The organism is Rathayibacter sp. KR2-224 (assembly GCF_049446075.1).
GTDB lineage: Bacteria > Actinomycetota > Actinomycetes > Actinomycetales > Microbacteriaceae > Humibacter.
The window spans coordinates 47,706-64,236 of record NZ_JBMSEB010000002.1 but is presented as its reverse complement, the minus strand read 5'-3'; the positions used below and the strand labels follow the sequence as shown (position 1 = coordinate 64,236).

The window sequence follows — 16,531 nt, the reverse complement described above, 5'->3', positions numbered from 1 at the left end:
CACTCCTGGGTGCACGCCCGATCAACGAACGGAGACACGTCGGTGGTGTTGGAACGACGTGCCGGTGCCGCGACGCTGCGCGACGTTGCAGAAGTCGCCGGCGTCTCCGCATCGACGGCGTCTCGGGTGCTCAACCGCGGTGCACGCGCGGTGAGCGACGAACTGTCCACCAGGGTCCTGGCGGTCGCCGACGCGCTCGGCTATGTCGGCAACCAGGCGGCGCGCGCACTGCGCGGGCTGCGTTCCGGTGTCGTGCTCCTGGCGGAGGATCCGCGCACCGCGTCGATCGCCGCGATGGCCGCTGGCATGGAACAGGCCGGGCGCGAACACGACGTCACGGTGAGCATCACCGCCGTGGGCCAGGATCCCAGCGACCACATCTCGGCGCTTCGAGTCCTCAGAGGTATGCGACCTCTCGCATTGGTCGTGACGAGCGCAAGCTTCGCCGCGTCCGACCGTGAGCTGATCCTCACGGAATTGCGGTCCGTGCGCCGCGATGGCGCCAATGTGGTGTTCATCGGCGAGCACGACTACGACTTTCCGGCCGTTCGTTTCGACGATCAGGAGGTCGGACGCATGGTGGGACGCCACATGGCTTCGCTCGGACGCAGCAGGCCGGCGATCCTGACTTCGCACGGGCATCCTGCCATGGAGAGCCGAGCACGAGGATTCCTCGACGCGTTCGCGGAGGCCGGGTACGACGTGGAACGCATCGCGATCGAGAACAGTGACGTCTCGCGGGCGGGCGGGCGCGACGCCACCCGTCGACTGCTCGAGCGGTCGCGCCGGCCGGACGTGATCCTCGCAGGAAATGACGTGCTCGCCATCGGGGCTCTGCACGCCTTGAACGAGGCCGGCCTGGCGACGCCGCGCGATGTCGCTCTGTCCGGAGTGGACGACATCCCCATAGCGTGCGATCTCACGCCGCCGCTGACAACCGTCGCACTGCCGTTCCTGGAAGCAGGCCGCGCAGCTCTCGCTCTTGCGCTCAGCAGCGCGGACGAACCGGACGTTCATCTGCGTGGTCGGTTGATCGTCCGCGCCAGCACACTCGCAGCCTGACGACCTTTCCGGGCGTGGGATGCCTCGGGTCCAGAGCCCGCGTCAGCTCGGCCGGTATTGTCTCCACGCACGTTGCGCTGCATGGAACCGTTGTCCGAACCAGGGCTGCCGATGGACGTATTGACCCTCAAGTGTGAGAAAAGCAACGATGGCAACATCCTTGACGATGCGTGGAACCGTTGGCAGACTCACAGCGACGCCACCGCTCGATCGGCGACGAGCCCTAGGAAAAGCCGGCGTGAGTGCAAAGGAGCACCGATGACTTCAGCGACTCCCTCCCGCCTCGGACCGTTCCCGCGGTCGGACGCAGACACTCGTTCGCGCAACGAATGGACCGGTCCGCGGTGCACCGCGAGACTGCCAGTGACAAATGAGGAGCACGCGAAATGAAGAGATCAAGGCGTTGGCTGATGAGCCTCATGGCGCCGGCGGTCGGGATGTCGATGATCGTGGCCGGAGCATCCGCCGCGGCCGCGGCTACTCCGCCAGGATCCGAGAGGGCGACATCCTTTTCGGGGTTCACCAGTAAGGACGCCTTGAAGGCGGATGGACGCTCCGTCGTCGCGGAAGGTGCGCTTCCGGTCGTGGACGGATCGGCTCCAAAGGGTCACAGCGGGCACACGTATTACGTGGACTCGGTCGGCGGTGACGATGGCGCGAACGGCCTGTCTCCGGCCACGGCGTGGCGATCGCTCGGCAGGGTCAGTGCCACCAGGTTCGGCCCCGGCGATCGCATCCTCCTCAAGGCAGGGAGCACCTGGTCGGCACAGGGGAACGAGGTCGCCGGCGAGGCGTATGACTACACGCAGTGGACCGGTGGGGTGCCCAGCGCCGTCGTCGGCCCGAAGCCGACCGCCTTGCTGGCTCCGCAGGGTTCGGGAACCGCGGCACGGCCGATCGTTCTGTCGAGCTATGGCAACGGCTCCGCTCCTGTGCTGGACGGCCGGGGCGTCGTCAACGACGTGGTACAGCTCACCAACCAGCAGCACTGGGATATCTCTAACCTCGATATCAGCAACGTGACCGACGGGTTCGACGCGACGACCTTCCAGCCGGCTGCCAACGTCGGGCAGGTTCCCGGTGAGCAGAACCCGAAGACCGGCGACCTGCGTGGAATCCACGTGCAGGGCGAGAACTCCGGGACGCTCTCCGGCTACACGATCCACAACGTCTTCATCCACGATGTCAGCGGTGTCACCTGGTCGGTCAGCGGAGCCGGTCTCGATCGCTCCAAGCGCACGGGGGGCATCCTCTTCGAAGGGCTGAAGGGCGACGCACACACGGTTACCCAGTTCACCGACATCGATGTGACCGGCAACGTCATCGCCAACACGTCGTTCGCAAACGTCGTCTTCAAGCAGTTCTCCGGAATGGGGACAAACCGATACAAAGATGTGGCGCCGGGCTGGGGTGATCGCGCTGCCGGCAAGGCGACCAGCAACGGCACCGTCACCGCCGACCCCGACTGGCGTCCGCTGACCAAGATCGAGATCTCGGACAACTATCTGACCAACCGGGACACCCAGTACGGCTGGGACTCGCTCTACCTGACCTCTGTTCAGGGTGCGACGGTCGAGAACAACCTCATCGACGGCGCAGGTGTCTCCGGCATCGAGATGTACTACTCGGACAACATCGTCGTGCAGAACAACGAGCTGGCCGAGCTCGAGGGACGCACCGGTGCCGCGGACTCGAACGCCATCGATCCCGATCGAGGAACGACGAACGCACTCATTCAGGGGAACTACATCCACAATTCGGGTGAGGGCATCCTGCTCTGCGGCTTCGGATTCGGAAGCGCCGTCGTTCGCTACAACATCATCGAGGACATCGACCGCAATTACGTCAATCCGCACGGCGACAGCGGTGTGAACGTGGTCTACAACAACCTCTTCTACAACACCGTCAAGCCGCTCAAGAACAACACGGTCGGATTCTTCGAGTCATCGGGTACGGCGAGCAGCATCCTGCGGGCTCAGAACGCGCATTACATCCTGAACAACGTCTACGTGAACACTCGCGCCGACGTTGCAGGGGCTCAGTTCCGTGCCGCGTACCCGGGGGTGACCTTCAGCAACAACGCGTACTTCGGTCCCCAGGTGCTGGCCGCGAGCACCGATCCAGCAGCCATCACATCCGACCCGTTGCTGGGCGGTAACCCGGCCGATGACGTTGGGGGCGCCGCTCCCACCTCCAGCACATCCCCATTGTTGTGGGCTGGGACCCCCGTGGATCTGTCCGCGATAGCAGGAGGGTTCAATGCCACGGGTGACTCCGACAGCAGTCAGCTGCCTCTGGACTCCGACTTCTTCGGCACGTCGCTCACGACGCCGCCCACCGTCGGGCCTGTCGTGTACCGACCGGCGGCAGGTTCCGGTCTGCTGACGGGACTGGTCTCCTCCGCAACCGGTGATGTCGTTGCCGGGGCCACGGTCACCTACAGGACCGTCGGACAAGGCAATGGCGGTGGCCAAGCGGTGAGTGGATCGGTGCACGCGAACGCGGATGGCCGATACGTCATCGAGGCACCCGTCGGTACGTACGAGCTCGCTGCGGCAGGTGCGGATGGGCTCGGCGCAGGCGCCCCGACCGCACGCCACATCAGCGATGGACGTACGCTGCAGGTCGATCTCGTCACCGGGGGAGATGCTCCGGCAGGTGGCACAACCTCGACGGGGACATCGGCGACGAACTAGGCGTACCGCGCCGTCACATCTTCGGCCCGCCGAGCAGACCCTGTGTCGCAGGTCTCGCTCGGCGGGCCGCAATGTCGGCGGAGGATGGGGGATTCGTCCGCCGTACCGATAATGCGAAGAGCGGACCCGCCTGACGGCGAGCCCGCTCTTCGCATGGCGGAGGATGGGGGATTCGAACCCCCGAGGGCTTTCACCCAACACGCTTTCCAAGCGTGCGCCATAGGCCACTAGGCGAATCCTCCGGGCGGCCGTTCGAAAACGACCTCAGAGAATCCTACCCGACCCGAGGGGTCCGGCTGGCCGCCAGAGCTGTGCGTGCGCGACCGGATGCGCCAGACAACATCGGCTTCGTGACGAGGCGCAGACACCTGGTGCGTCGCGACTCCCGTCATGCAACAGGTGCGGTCGCCACCATCAGGTCCATGCGGCCGCTCTGCACGACCTCGTCGCGCTGGTTGCGCAGCGTGAGGCGGCGCTCGACGACGCCGTACTGTCCTGAACTCGTCGGACGCGTCGACAGGATCTCGACGGTGCACGTCACGGTGTCGCCGATGAAGATGGGGGCTTCGAACTTCCACTCGTCGATTCCGAGCAACGCGACCGCGCTGCCCTCGAAGACGCCCGTGCGCGCGATGAGTCCGAGGCAGAGGGATGCCCCGAGCATCCCGTGCACGATTCGCCGGCCGAAGCGGGTGCTCTTGGCGAACTCGGCGTCGGTGTGCACCTGGTTGTTGTCGTTCGTCCATGCCGCGAATGACATGACGTCCGCTTCGGTGATCGTGCGACCCGGCGTGACGAACACCTGACCGGCGTGCAAGTCGTCGAGGTAGAGCGGCATGGTGTCCCTTCGTGTCATGGATGCCCGGCGACCGCGGGCGGGCATCCTTCGTCGCGCCGTCCGCGTCGTTCGAACCGCCCGGCAGTCCTCACGGAGAACGGGGTGGTTCGACGATATCCGCGGTGGCTCGATGACGTCTCGTCCATCGGTACAATGGTTGAGGCTCCTCGCGTGGCGCCATCCAGGCCAACTCCCCCAGGACGGAAACGTAGCAAGGGTAACCAGGCTCTGGCGGGTGCGCGGGGGGTCCTTTTCGTTTAATCGGCGCATCTGCGTGAGCGACGCGCCAGGCCGAGTCGGCACCGACGACTACAAGCGACGGTCGCGCGCCCGAATGCCGTCGCTCTCGGCCGCTTCCGATCGGCATATAGGCCAAAAGTGACGGCACGGTACGCGGCGGCCCGGCCAAAAGTGACGCCGCGCACGCGGTGAGAGTTGGCTGGCGACGGCTGGTAACCCCTGGCGCGTCGGACAGCCGCCTGACAAGGATGGAATGTGGCCGCGAACGCGACCGGACTGGAGGAGATCCACGTGGCATCCGTGTCGGCTCCGACGAAGGCCGAGAAGAAGAAGCGCGATCGATCCGCGAAGAAGGTGGCGGAGCAAGCCCAGGCGGTGGCATCCGAGACCGCGAAACGACCCGTTCACAACGGTCGACGGCAGGACGCCGGGTTCGACCCGGCCTTTCCGCTCCGGGCGGCGGACGAGCTCACCCCCGATATGATCGCCGCTCTGGATGCCTGGTGGCGCGCCGCCAACTACCTCAGCGTCGGCCAGATCTACCTGCTCGACAACCCGTTGCTGCGTCGCCCGCTTACCCGTGACGACATCAAGCCGCGTCTCCTAGGGCACTGGGGAACCACGCCAGGGCTCAACTTCGTGTACGCGCACCTCAACCGTGCGATCCGGGAGCGCAACCTCAACACGATCTACATCACTGGACCAGGCCACGGCGGCCCGGGAATGGTCGCGAACGCCTACCTCGACGGCACCTACTCCGAGATCTACGCACACATCACCCAGGACGAAGAGGGGATGCGCAAGCTGTTCCGGCAGTTCTCGTTCCCCGGCGGCATCCCGAGTCACGCCGCACCCGAGACGCCCGGATCGATCCACGAGGGCGGTGAGCTCGGCTACTCGCTGAGTCACGCGTACGGCGCCGCGTTCGACAACCCAGACCTGCTCGTCGCCTGCGTCGTGGGCGATGGCGAGGCCGAGACCGGACCGCTGGCCACCAGCTGGCACTCCAACAAGTTCATCGATCCGAAGCAAGACGGCGTTGTACTGCCGATCCTGCACCTCAACGGCTACAAGATCGCCAACCCCGCTGTGCTCGCACGCATCCCGGAGGACGAGCTTCTCGAGCTGTTCCGCGGGTACGGTCACAAGCCGTACCTGGTCTCGGGCGGCTTCGACGGCGAGGATCCGATCGAGGTGCACAAGCGCTTCGCGAAGGTGCTCGACGAGGTTCTCAACGACATCGCCACGATCAAAGCGGATGCCCGCGCCGGGGTTTACGACGCATCCCCAGGTGACGAGCAGGGCGGCGACACGCCAGCCTGGCCGATGATCATCCTGCGCACGCCCAAAGGCTGGACGTGCCCGCGCTTCATCGACGGCGTCCAGGTCGAAGGCACCTACCGCGCGCACCAGGTGCCGCTCGCGAACGCGCGCGACACCGAAGAGCACACGCGCATCCTCGAGGGCTGGCTGCGCGAATACCGCCCGGATGAGCTGTTCGACGACGACGGCTCGCCCGTCGCGTTGGCCACAGCGCTGGCCCCGCAAGGCGACCGGCGCATGAGCGCCAACCCGGTCACGAACGGCGGGCTGCTGCGCAAGGAGCTGTCGTTGCGCGACTTTCGCGACTTCGCGGTGGATGTCCCGTCGCCCGGCGCGACGGTCGACGAGGCGACCAAGGTGCTCGGCACGTGGCTCGCGACAGTGATCGAGGACAACCCGTCGACGTTCCGCATCTTCGGGCCGGACGAGACGGCATCCAATCGACTGGCACCCGCCGTGTACGAGCACACGCAGAAACAGTGGAACGCAGAGGTGTGGGCCACCGACGACCACCTCGCGCGAGCCGGGCGCGTGATGGAGATGCTCAGCGAGCACCAGTGCGAGGGCTGGCTGGAGGGATACCTGCTCACGGGCAGGCACGGCCTGTTCAACTGCTACGAAGCGTTCATCCACATCGTCGACTCGATGTTCAACCAGCACGCCAAGTGGCTGAAGGTGACGCGAGAGATCCCGTGGCGCAGGCCCATCTCTAGCCTCAACTACCTCCTCTCCAGCCACGTCTGGCGGCAGGATCACAACGGATTCAGCCACCAGGACCCCGGCTTCATCGACCACGTCGTCAACAAGAGCGCCGACGTCGTGCGCGTCTACCTGCCGTTCGACGCCAACACGCTGCTGTCCACCTACGACCACTGCCTCAAGTCCGTCGACTACGTGAACGTCGTCGTCGCAGGCAAGCAGCCGGCCGCGAACTGGCTCACGATGGACCAGGCCATCGCGCACTGCACGCGCGGCCTCGGCATCTTCGACTGGGCCGGCACGGAGGTGGAGGGGCAGGAGCCGGATGTGGTACTCGCTGCGGCAGGAGACATCCCGACTCTCGAGGTGCTCGCCGCGGCCAAGATCCTGCGCGAGCAGATCCCAGACCTCAAAGTGCGGGTGGTGAACGTCGTCGATCTCATGCGCCTGCAGTCGGAGACCGATCATCCACACGGTCTCTCGGATCGGGAGTTCGACGCCATCTTCACGGATGACAAGCCGATCATCTTCGCCTACCACGGGTATCCGTGGCTCATCCACCGCCTCACGTACCGCAGGCACGGACACGAGAACATCCACGCCCGCGGCTACAAAGAGAACGGAACCACCACGACGCCGTTCGACATGGTCATGCTGAACGACCTCGACAGGTACCACCTCGTTATCGATGTGATCGACCGAGTTCCGGGGCTGGCGGAGCGTTATGCGCAGCTGCGCCAGAACATGCAGGATGCCCGCCTCGCCGCCAGGCAATACACTCGCCAACACGGGGAGGACATCCCCGAGGTCGCGAACTGGGCATGGGGTCACGACACCGTCGGTCACGACCAGAGCGGAGCGGATGAGACCGTGAACCTCGCCACCGACACCGGTGGGGACAACGCGTGAGCTCGACCTTCCCCCTGATTGCGCCCGAACGTGGCCATTGCGCCAGGAAGAGTGGCGCAATCGCCACGAAGTGGCGCAATTGCGACCTACGCCGCAGCTGCGACGAACGGCAGGAGTGCGCGTGAGATCCGTCTACATCACCTCGGCCGAGGGGCACAGCGGCAAATCCACGGTGGCGCTCGGCGTCGTCGACCTCCTGCTCAAGCAGGGCCGCAAGGTCGGGGTGTTCCGGCCGATCGCGCGATCGACGACCGAGCGCGACTACGTGCTCGACCTGTTGCTCATGCTCGATGGCGTGCAGACCGGCTACGACCAAGCGCTCGGCGTCACGTACGGAGACGTGCACGCTGACGCGGACGCCGCCCTGTCGCGCATCATCGACAGATACAAGGCGGTGGAGGCCACGAGCGAGGTGGTCGTCATCGTCGGCAGCGACTACACCGATGTCGGCACGCCGACCGAGCTCGGCTACAACGCGCGCATCGCAGCCAACCTCGGCGCGCCCGTGCTCCTGGTGCTCGGCGGACGGGTGGCCCAGGGCGCAGACGAACGCCTCGGGCAAGCGGATGCCCGCACCGCCTCCGACCTACGGCAGTTGGTCGAGGTGGCGGTCTCGTCCCTGCGCGCGGAGCACGCCGACCTCGCCGGCATCGTGGTCAACCGTGCGGATCCGCTCGCGACGGCCGAGATCCAGGCCGCGGTCGGCTCTCCGATCGGGGTCATCCCCGAGGATCCACTGCTCGTCGCCCCGTCGGTGTCGTCCATCATGGCGGCGGTGGACGGCACGCTCGTCTCCGGCGACCCCGAGCTGCTCGACCGCGAAGCACTCGGTGTGGTCGTCGCCGCAATGTCGATGGAGAACGTGCTCACGCGGCTGATCGAAGGCTCGGTCGTCGTGGTTCCGGGCGATCGCACCGAGGTGCTGCTCGCCGTGCTGATGGCGAATGCCTCAGGCACATTCCCGTCGGTTGCCGCCATCGTGCTGAACGGCGGGTTCGAGCTCAGCGAGCCGATCCGCCGACTGCTTGACGGCATCCGTACGAACCTTCCCGTGATCGGCACGCGCTACGGCAGCTACGAGACGACCGTGCGCATCACGCAGACGAGGGGCAGGCTTGCTGCCGACTCCGAGCGCAAACGCGAACGCGCGCTCGCGCTGTTCGAGCAGAATGTGGACGCCGACGTGCTGCTGCGGCTGCTCGACGTCGAGCGCGCACCTGTGATCACCCCGCTCGCCTTCGCGTACCAGCTGGTGGAGCGCGCTCGCTCGCAGCGCAAACGCATCGTGCTGCCAGAGGGCGATGACGACCGCATCCTCAAGGCGGCGAGCATCGCGCTCTCGCGCGGAATAGCCGACCTGACGATCCTCGGCGATGAGGATGCCCTGCGCGGCAGGGCGCGCGAGCTCGGCCTCGAGCTGGCGGGCGCGAGCATCCTGTCGCCGTTCGATCCCGAGCTGCACGAGCGGTTCACCGACGAGTACACCAGGCTGCGCGCGCACAAGGGCATCAGCCGGGTTCAGGCCGCGGATGTCGTGACCGACGTCTCGTACTTCGGCACGCTCATGGTGCACCTCGGCCTCGCCGACGGCATGGTCTCCGGCGCCAAGCACACGACGGCGCACACCATCAGGCCCGCGTTCGAGATCATCAAGACGAAGCCCGGTGTCTCCGTCGTCTCGAGCGTGTTCCTGATGGCGCTCGCCGACCGGGTGCTGGTGTACGGCGACTGCGCCGTGATACCCGATCCGACCTCGGATCAGCTGGCCGACATCGCGATCTCGTCGTCGGTCACGGCTCGCCAGTTCGGCATCGAACCGCGCGTCGCGATGCTGTCGTACTCGACGGGGGAGTCGGGTAGCGGCGCCGACGTCGACAAGGTGCGGGAGGCGACATCCCTCGTGCGCTCGCGCGCGCCCGAGCTGTTGGTGGAGGGTCCGATCCAGTACGACGCGGCAGCGGATGCCGCGGTCGCGGCCGCGAAACTGCCAGGTTCCAGCGTGGCCGGGCGTGCGACCGTGTTCATCTTCCCCGACCTCAACACCGGCAACAACACCTACAAGGCCGTGCAGCGGTCGGCCGGCGCGGTCGCGATCGGCCCGGTTCTGCAGGGTCTGCGCAAGCCGATCAACGACCTGTCGCGTGGCGCCCTCGTCGACGACATCGTGAACACGATCGCGATCACGGCCATCCAGGCTCAGGACGGCGCCCGCTGACGTGCCCGGCCGGCGACGCGTGGCAACCAGGCTGCGTGGCAACAAGGCTGCGACGAGAGGCGGCACCATTTCAGGAGATACGAGCATTCATCCACATAGTGTGGACGGGCGCCCGTATGTCCTGCGAACGCGTTGTGCGAGGAGATGAACATGTCATCCGTCTTGGTGATCAACAGCGGGTCGTCGTCGTTCAAGTACCAGCTGATCGACGCGCAGAGCGAGGAACGGCTGGCGTCGGGACTCGTCGAGCGCATCGGTGACTCCAGTGGGCACGCGATGCACGAAACGCCGGAAGGGCACTGGGAGCGCTCACTGGAGATCGCGGACCACACGGCCGGGTTCGGCGTCATGACGGATGCCTTCGCGGAGCACGGGCCGAGCCTCGACGAGCATCCGCCCGTCGCCGTCGGCCACCGGGTGGTGCACGGCGGCGCGAGGTTCTTCGAGCCGACGCTGGTGACGCCGCTCGTGCTCATCAACATCGAGGACCTCTCCGAGCTCGCCCCGCTGCACAACCCCGCAAATGTGCAGGGCATCAGGGCAGCGCTGAAGGTCTTCCCCGACCTGCCGCAGGTGGCGGTGTTTGACACCGCCTTCCACCAGACCATGCCGCCGGATGCCTACACCTACGCTCTCGAGGCATCCATCGCCGAGCGGTACCGCATCCGCCGCTACGGCTTCCACGGCACCAGCCACAAGTACGTGTCGGAGGCGGCTGCGCGGTTCCTCGACCGGCCGCTCACCGAGCTCAAGCAGATCGTGTTGCACCTGGGGAACGGGGCATCCGTGTGTGCGATCGAACGCGGACGGTCGGTGGACACGAGCATGGGCTTCACGCCGCTCGAGGGCCTGGTGATGGGGACGCGAACGGGCGACATCGACCCTGCCGTGCTGCTCTATCTGCAGCGCAAGACGCGCATCGACGTCGATGATCTCGACGACCTGCTCAACAAGAAGTCCGGGGTTCTCGGCATCTCCGGGCACCAGGACATGCGCGACCTGACGAAAGCTGCGGATGCCGGCGACGAGCGAGCGCGCCTGGCCCTCGGCGTCTACGTGCGCCGAATCAAGCGGTACGTCGGCGCGTACATCGCCGAGCTGGGTGGCGTCGACGTCATCACGTTCACGGCGGGCGTCGGTGAGAACTCTGCTGTGGTGCGGGCCAAGGCGCTGGCCGGCTTGGAGTGGCTGGGCATCGAGGTCGACGCCGACCGCAACGAGGCCCGGAGCGCCGGGCCACGGCTCATCTCGACCGAGGAGTCGCGCACCGCCGTGCTCGTGGTGCCGACCGACGAAGAGCTCGAGATCGCGAGGCAGACCCTCCGGGTCGTCGGGTAGGCGGCGGCGCCCTCGCGACCCCTGCCCCCACCGCTCCTGCCCCCAGGACTCCTGCCGAAAATCGGAGAAACGCCGCTTCGCCCGGCGCGCCGGCTGTCTTTCACCGCGTGTCCGGTCAGAAGTCCGATTTTCGGCGGCAAGCGCACAATGTTCAGCGCAGGTTGCGGATGCCTGCCCCGACTCACGAGCATCCTCAAGCTGAAGAATGCTCACGTACACACGCCGGTGTGAGTGATTCTCGCCCCTCTTAGGGGGTGATCTCACCCGGATGCTTGGCCCCGGCTGGCTCCTTCCAGATAGCTTGGCGGCAGGTCGATCGCTCGTGGGTGCACGAGCGGGCCTGCGCGGGGGGACCGCCCATCGGGGCGGAGACGCGCAGTGGGGGGAGTCCTGAATGAACGTGCCTGCGGCATACCCGGAATCCGACTCTGCCGGACAGGCACGACGCGACAGAGGACGGCCGCGCCACCGCCGCCCTCAGTGGCGCAAACGGGTCGTGAAGTGGACGGCAGCACTCGGCACCGGGCTGCTCATGTCGACGGGCGCCCTCGCCGCGATCGCGTCGCCAGGTGACAGTTCGACGTCGAGCGGCACGTTCCTCTCGGGCTCGCTGCTGTCGGGCATCCCGCTCGGCGATGTCGCCGGTCTCGGCGGGGCCAGCGCGACCAACCCGGGCAACCCAACGCCCGTCACAGACACGAGCACGCTCGACCTCACCGCGCTGAACGCGGTAACGGTGTCATTGCCGGGCGGGCTCGATGTTCCCTTCGGCCAGTTGATCCAGCTCGGAGCCGTCAACCAGTACGCGCAGGCGTCCGACGGCGGCGTATCGCGTGCGGCATCGGGAGCGGTGGGCAACGACGGCGCAGTGGACCTCAGCGGCAGCGGCACATTCCCGGCAGACGCGACGGTCGACCTCACCCAACTCCTCGGGTCGCAGACCGCTCTGTCCGCTGCGAACCTGAATGCTGGGGCGGTGACCGGGGTGGCCGCACTCGGCGGAAACGGAGCTTCGCCCGCGACGTCGTGCACCGACATCTCGAATCCGCTGAACTGTCGCGACTACAACATCGCGAACGCGGGGCTCAACCTCACCTCCCCGCTCGTTGGTCAGCTCGTCACCTCGGTGAACGGCACGCTCGACACCGCGAGTACTACGGTCGACGGTCTGGCGAGCACGCTCAACAGTCAGATCGTCACGACGGTGACCGGCCTGATCGGGGCCCTGAGTGGTGGTGCCGACAACGTGACCGTGAGCATCAACGCCGACCTCCGTACGGCGCTTGCATCGGTGCTCTCCGGAACGCTCACCCAGGGCGGGGTATCGCTCAACCTGTCGAACGGAAACATCACGGTCGACCTCGCGCAGGTCATCGGCGGAATCAGCAACCGCAGCCCCAACACCCCGCTGCTCAGTGCGGACGTGATCAACACGATCGTCGGTGACGTGAACGGCATCCTCGGGCAGCTGCAGACCAACATCAACACGACGCTCGCCTCGGCGCTCGACGCCGTGGCCGTCACCATCGGCGGGGGTTTGTGCGTCCCGGCGGGATGCGCGACTCCCGTCACGGGCGGTGAGTTGGACCTCGCTTACAACGGCACCATCGGGGACCTCGCCTCCGGTAACGCTCACATCGCGGTCACAGGCACTGGCCTGATCACAAGTCTGCTCGCACCGATCCTGAACACACTGACCAGTGCACTCGGAACCGCGTTGGCGGGAGTCGTCACGCCAGTGCGTACCAGCGTGATCAACACCGTAGGCACCGCGGTCAGCACCGACGTGACCACGCTGACCACGGCACTCGACCCCGTGCTGACCTCCATCGGCACGGTGATCGGCGCAACCCTCAACGTGCAGGAGGCCGGAACCGCAGCCAACTCCTACCGGGAGGTCGCCCTCCGGGTTTCGCTGCTCTCCGGGGCAGGCGCCACGGTCGACCTCGGACGCGCTGAGGTCGGGCCCAACGCGGCTGTGCCGGCATCCATCACCTCGATCGTCCCCAACCACGGCCCCCAGACCGGCGGCACGTCGGTGACGATCACGGGCAGCGGGTTCACCGCGGCGACGGGTGTGACCTTCGATGGCGTCGCAGGCACGAACTTCACCATCGTCGACGACGGCCACATCACCGTGACGACACCCGTGCACGCCCCCGGCGCCGTCGATGTGGTGGTCCAGAGCCCGAACGGCGACTCGGCACCAGGTGCGTTCACCTTCGACCCGGTGCCCTCGATCAGCGGGCTCGCCCCGACGAGCGGGCCCGAGACGGGCGGCACCGTTGTGACCATCACGGGCACCGGGTTCGCGGATGCCACGGGCGTCACTTTCGACGGCGTGGCGGGCACGGTCTTCACGCCAGGGGGTGACACCTCGATCACCGTCACCACCCCACCGCATGCCCCGGGAGCGGTCGACGTGATCGTCCAGAGCCCGAACGGCGACTCGGCGCCTGGCACCTTCACCTACACGCCGGTCACAAAGGTCGACGGTGTGGACCCGGGAAGCGGGCCTGAGGCCGGCGGAAACACCGTCACGATCACCGGGCAGTGCTTCACCGGAGCCACGGCAGTGCTGTTCGGCGGCACTCCTGCCACAAGCTTCAGCGTGGACAGCGATGTCCAGATCACTGCTGTCGTGCCCGCGGGCACTGGCGCCGTCGACGTGAGCGTCGTCGGCGCAGGCACCTGCGGCACCGGCACAGACCCGGGTGCCTACGACTACGTGGCGACGCCGGCCATCGCCTCGCTGGCACCGGACCACGGTCCGCAGACCGGTGGCACGGTAGTCACCATCACGGGGACCGGGTTCACTAACGCGACCGGCGTCACCTTCGACGGAACGGCCGGCATCGCGTTCGACGTGGTCGATGCCACGACGATCCACGTCACCTCACCAGCGCACGTTCCTGGCGCCGTCGACGTCGTGGTGACCGATCCTCTGAAGAACTCCGCTCCGGCCACCTACACATTCGACCCTGTCGTTCAGATCACGGCCGTGAGCCCGAACTCGGGCCCGGAGACCGGCGGAACGCCGGTGACGATCAGCGGACAGTGCTTCACGACCGCACAGGATGTGCTGTTCGGCGGGACCCCTGCCACGGACGTCACGGTGGTTGATGACTCGACGATCACCGCAGTCACCCCCGTCGGTACTGGCGCCGTGAGCGTACAGGTGAGCACCCAGGGCTGCGGGACGGCAACACTGCCCGACGCATTCACCTACGTGGCTCCCGGCGCCCCGGTCATCCAGTCGCTCGCACCCGACCACGGGCCGGAGACCGGCGGCACGGTCGTGACGATCAACGGCACGGGCTTCGCCGGCGCGACGGGCGTGACCTTCGACGGCGTAGCGGGAACGGCGCTTCACATTGTCAACGACACACAGCTCACCGTCACCACGCCGGCCCATGTGCCGGCAGGGGCGCAGGTGGTCGTGACGTCGCCAGTGGGTCCCTCGGCACCAGGAACGTTCACATTCCAACCGGTGACCCGCATCGACAGCCTCAATCCGAGCAGTGGTCCCGAGACCGGCGGCCTAACCGTCACGATCACGGGGCAGTGCTTCACAGGCGCGAGTGAGGTGCTCTTCGGCGGCACGGCCGGCACCGGGCTGGTCGTGAACTCGGATTCGCAGCTCACGGTCGTCTCGCCCCCTGGCACTGGAACGGTTGACGTGACAGTGGTCGGAGCAGGAACCTGCGGCAGCGCCACGGACAACGCCGCGTTCACCTACGTGCCTGCGCCGACCATCCAATCGCTCGTTCCAACCGAGGGACCGACGGCCGGCGGTACGTCCGTCACAATCACGGGTACGAACTTCAACGCCGCAACGGCTGTGGAATTCGGCGGCGTCGCGGCGGCATCCTATTTCGTGGACAGCGCCACGCAGATCACCGCCGTCACACCGGCCCATAGTGCGGGATCTGTGAACGTGACGGTGACGACGCTGGGTGGCACGTCAGAGCCCGGTACCTTCACCTTCGTTCCGCCGGCGGCGATCATCTCGATCGTCCCGGACAGTGGACCGGAGACCGGCGGTACCACGGTGACGATCACTGGCACCGGGTTCGCGGGCGCGACGGGAGTCACGTTCGATGGCGTGCCGGCCGGCAGCTTCACGCCGAGCGGCGACACGTCGATCACGGTGACGACACCGCCGCACGCGCCGGGACCAGTCGACGTGATCGTACAGAGCACGTTCGGTGACAGCCCCGCGGGAACGTTCACCTACGAGCCGGCGACGACCATCACCGGGGTGAGTCCCAACTCGGGCCCTGAGCACGGCGGCACCCAGGTGACTATCACCGGGCACTGCTTCACCGGCGCAAGCGCGGTGCTCTTCGGGGAGACCGCGGTGACGAGCTTCACGGTGGTGGACGACACGACGATCACGGCAACGACCCCGGCGGGTGTCGGCGTCGTAGACGTGACCGTGGTGGGCTCCGAGTCGTGCGGCACGGGAGAGGCGCCCGGCGCGTTCACCTACACGACCGCTCCGATCATCTACGGGCTCACGCCGATCCGCGGACCGGAGGTGGGCGGAACAGTGGTGACCATCACGGGAGCGAACTTCGACGGCGCAACCGGTGCAACGTTCGACGGTCTGGCCGGCACCTCGTTCACGGTGAACAGCGACACGCAGATCACGGTGACGAGCCCCGCGCACGTGCCGTCGACGGTCGACGTCATCGTGATCGGCCCGGACGTTCAGGCGGGACCGAGCATTGAGTCGTTCCTGCGACCCCTGCTGTTCGCCCCCGCGGCGACGAATAGCCAGTCCAACGCCGGACGATTCACCTACTACGCAGTGACGGATGTTCATGGCGTGGACCCGGGATCTGGACCGACCTCGGGCGGCACCACGGTGACGATCAGCGGCCACTGCTTCACGGGAGCGACGCAGGTGCTCTTCGGGGACACGGCATCCACAAGCTTCACGGTGGTGAACGACACGACGATCACCGCCGTGACGCCCGCAGGAACCGGCAAGGTCGACGTGACGGTGGTCGGGGCGGGTGACTGCGGAACATCCTCACTGAGGGGCGCCTTCACCTACGTGACCGCGACGCAGGCCTTGGCGGCAACCGGTGCGGCAACGCTCGGCATTGGGGGAGCCCTGGCCGCTCTCGGGATGCTCGCGGCCGGGATCGTGCTGATGTTCCTGCGCCGACGCCGGGAGGTCTGATCGCCGGGCGAAGGCCTGAG

General features: G+C 66.9%; 7 protein-coding genes, 1 tRNA gene and 1 other RNA gene. 7 read left to right on the top strand and 2 right to left on the bottom strand.

What is annotated here, in order from left to right; genetic code table 11:
* The first annotated feature begins 9 nt into the window (after positions 1 to 9).
* Positions 10 to 1,062, top strand: a complete 1,053-nt coding sequence (locus tag ACO2Q7_RS12670; RefSeq protein ID WP_423356062.1) for a LacI family DNA-binding transcriptional regulator — start codon at positions 10 to 12, stop codon at positions 1,060 to 1,062.
* A gap of 386 nt (positions 1,063 to 1,448) precedes the next feature.
* Positions 1,449 to 3,758, top strand: a complete 2,310-nt coding sequence (locus ACO2Q7_RS12665) for a right-handed parallel beta-helix repeat-containing protein (RefSeq protein ID WP_423356061.1) — start codon at positions 1,449 to 1,451, stop codon at positions 3,756 to 3,758.
* Positions 3,759 to 3,912: 154 nt separating this feature from the next.
* Here ACO2Q7_RS12665 and ACO2Q7_RS12660 read toward each other — a convergent pair.
* Both ACO2Q7_RS12660 and ACO2Q7_RS12655 read right to left on the bottom strand, forming a co-directional pair.
* A tRNA-Ser gene (locus ACO2Q7_RS12660) sits at positions 3,913 to 4,000 on the bottom strand.
* A gap of 146 nt (positions 4,001 to 4,146) precedes the next feature.
* A complete protein-coding gene (locus ACO2Q7_RS12655; protein ID WP_423356060.1) occupies positions 4,147 to 4,614 on the bottom strand; it encodes a MaoC/PaaZ C-terminal domain-containing protein in 468 nt (155 codons plus the stop codon).
* Between the two features lie 140 nt (positions 4,615 to 4,754).
* Here ACO2Q7_RS12655 and ffs point away from each other — a divergent pair.
* The 5 genes from ffs to ACO2Q7_RS12630 all read left to right on the top strand — a co-directional run bounded on the left by ffs (position 4,755) and on the right by ACO2Q7_RS12630 (position 16,511).
* Positions 4,755 to 4,851: signal recognition particle sRNA small type (gene ffs, locus ACO2Q7_RS12650), an RNA gene on the top strand.
* 465 nt (positions 4,852 to 5,316) lie between these two features.
* Positions 5,317 to 7,767, top strand: a complete 2,451-nt coding sequence (locus tag ACO2Q7_RS12645; protein WP_423356501.1) for a phosphoketolase family protein — start codon at positions 5,317 to 5,319, stop codon at positions 7,765 to 7,767.
* Between the two features lie 115 nt (positions 7,768 to 7,882).
* Positions 7,883 to 9,982 carry a phosphate acetyltransferase gene (gene pta, locus ACO2Q7_RS12640; protein WP_423356059.1) on the top strand — a complete coding sequence of 700 codons (2,100 nt, stop codon included), beginning with the start codon at positions 7,883 to 7,885 and terminating at the stop codon, positions 9,980 to 9,982.
* Positions 9,983 to 10,132: 150 nt separating this feature from the next.
* On the top strand, positions 10,133 to 11,320 hold the full coding sequence (locus tag ACO2Q7_RS12635) for an acetate/propionate family kinase (RefSeq protein ID WP_423356058.1): 1,188 nt from the start codon (positions 10,133 to 10,135) through the stop codon (positions 11,318 to 11,320).
* A gap of 394 nt (positions 11,321 to 11,714) precedes the next feature.
* A complete protein-coding gene (locus ACO2Q7_RS12630; protein ID WP_423356057.1) occupies positions 11,715 to 16,511 on the top strand; it encodes an IPT/TIG domain-containing protein in 4,797 nt (1,598 codons plus the stop codon).
* Positions 16,512 to 16,531: the final 20 nt, after the last annotated feature.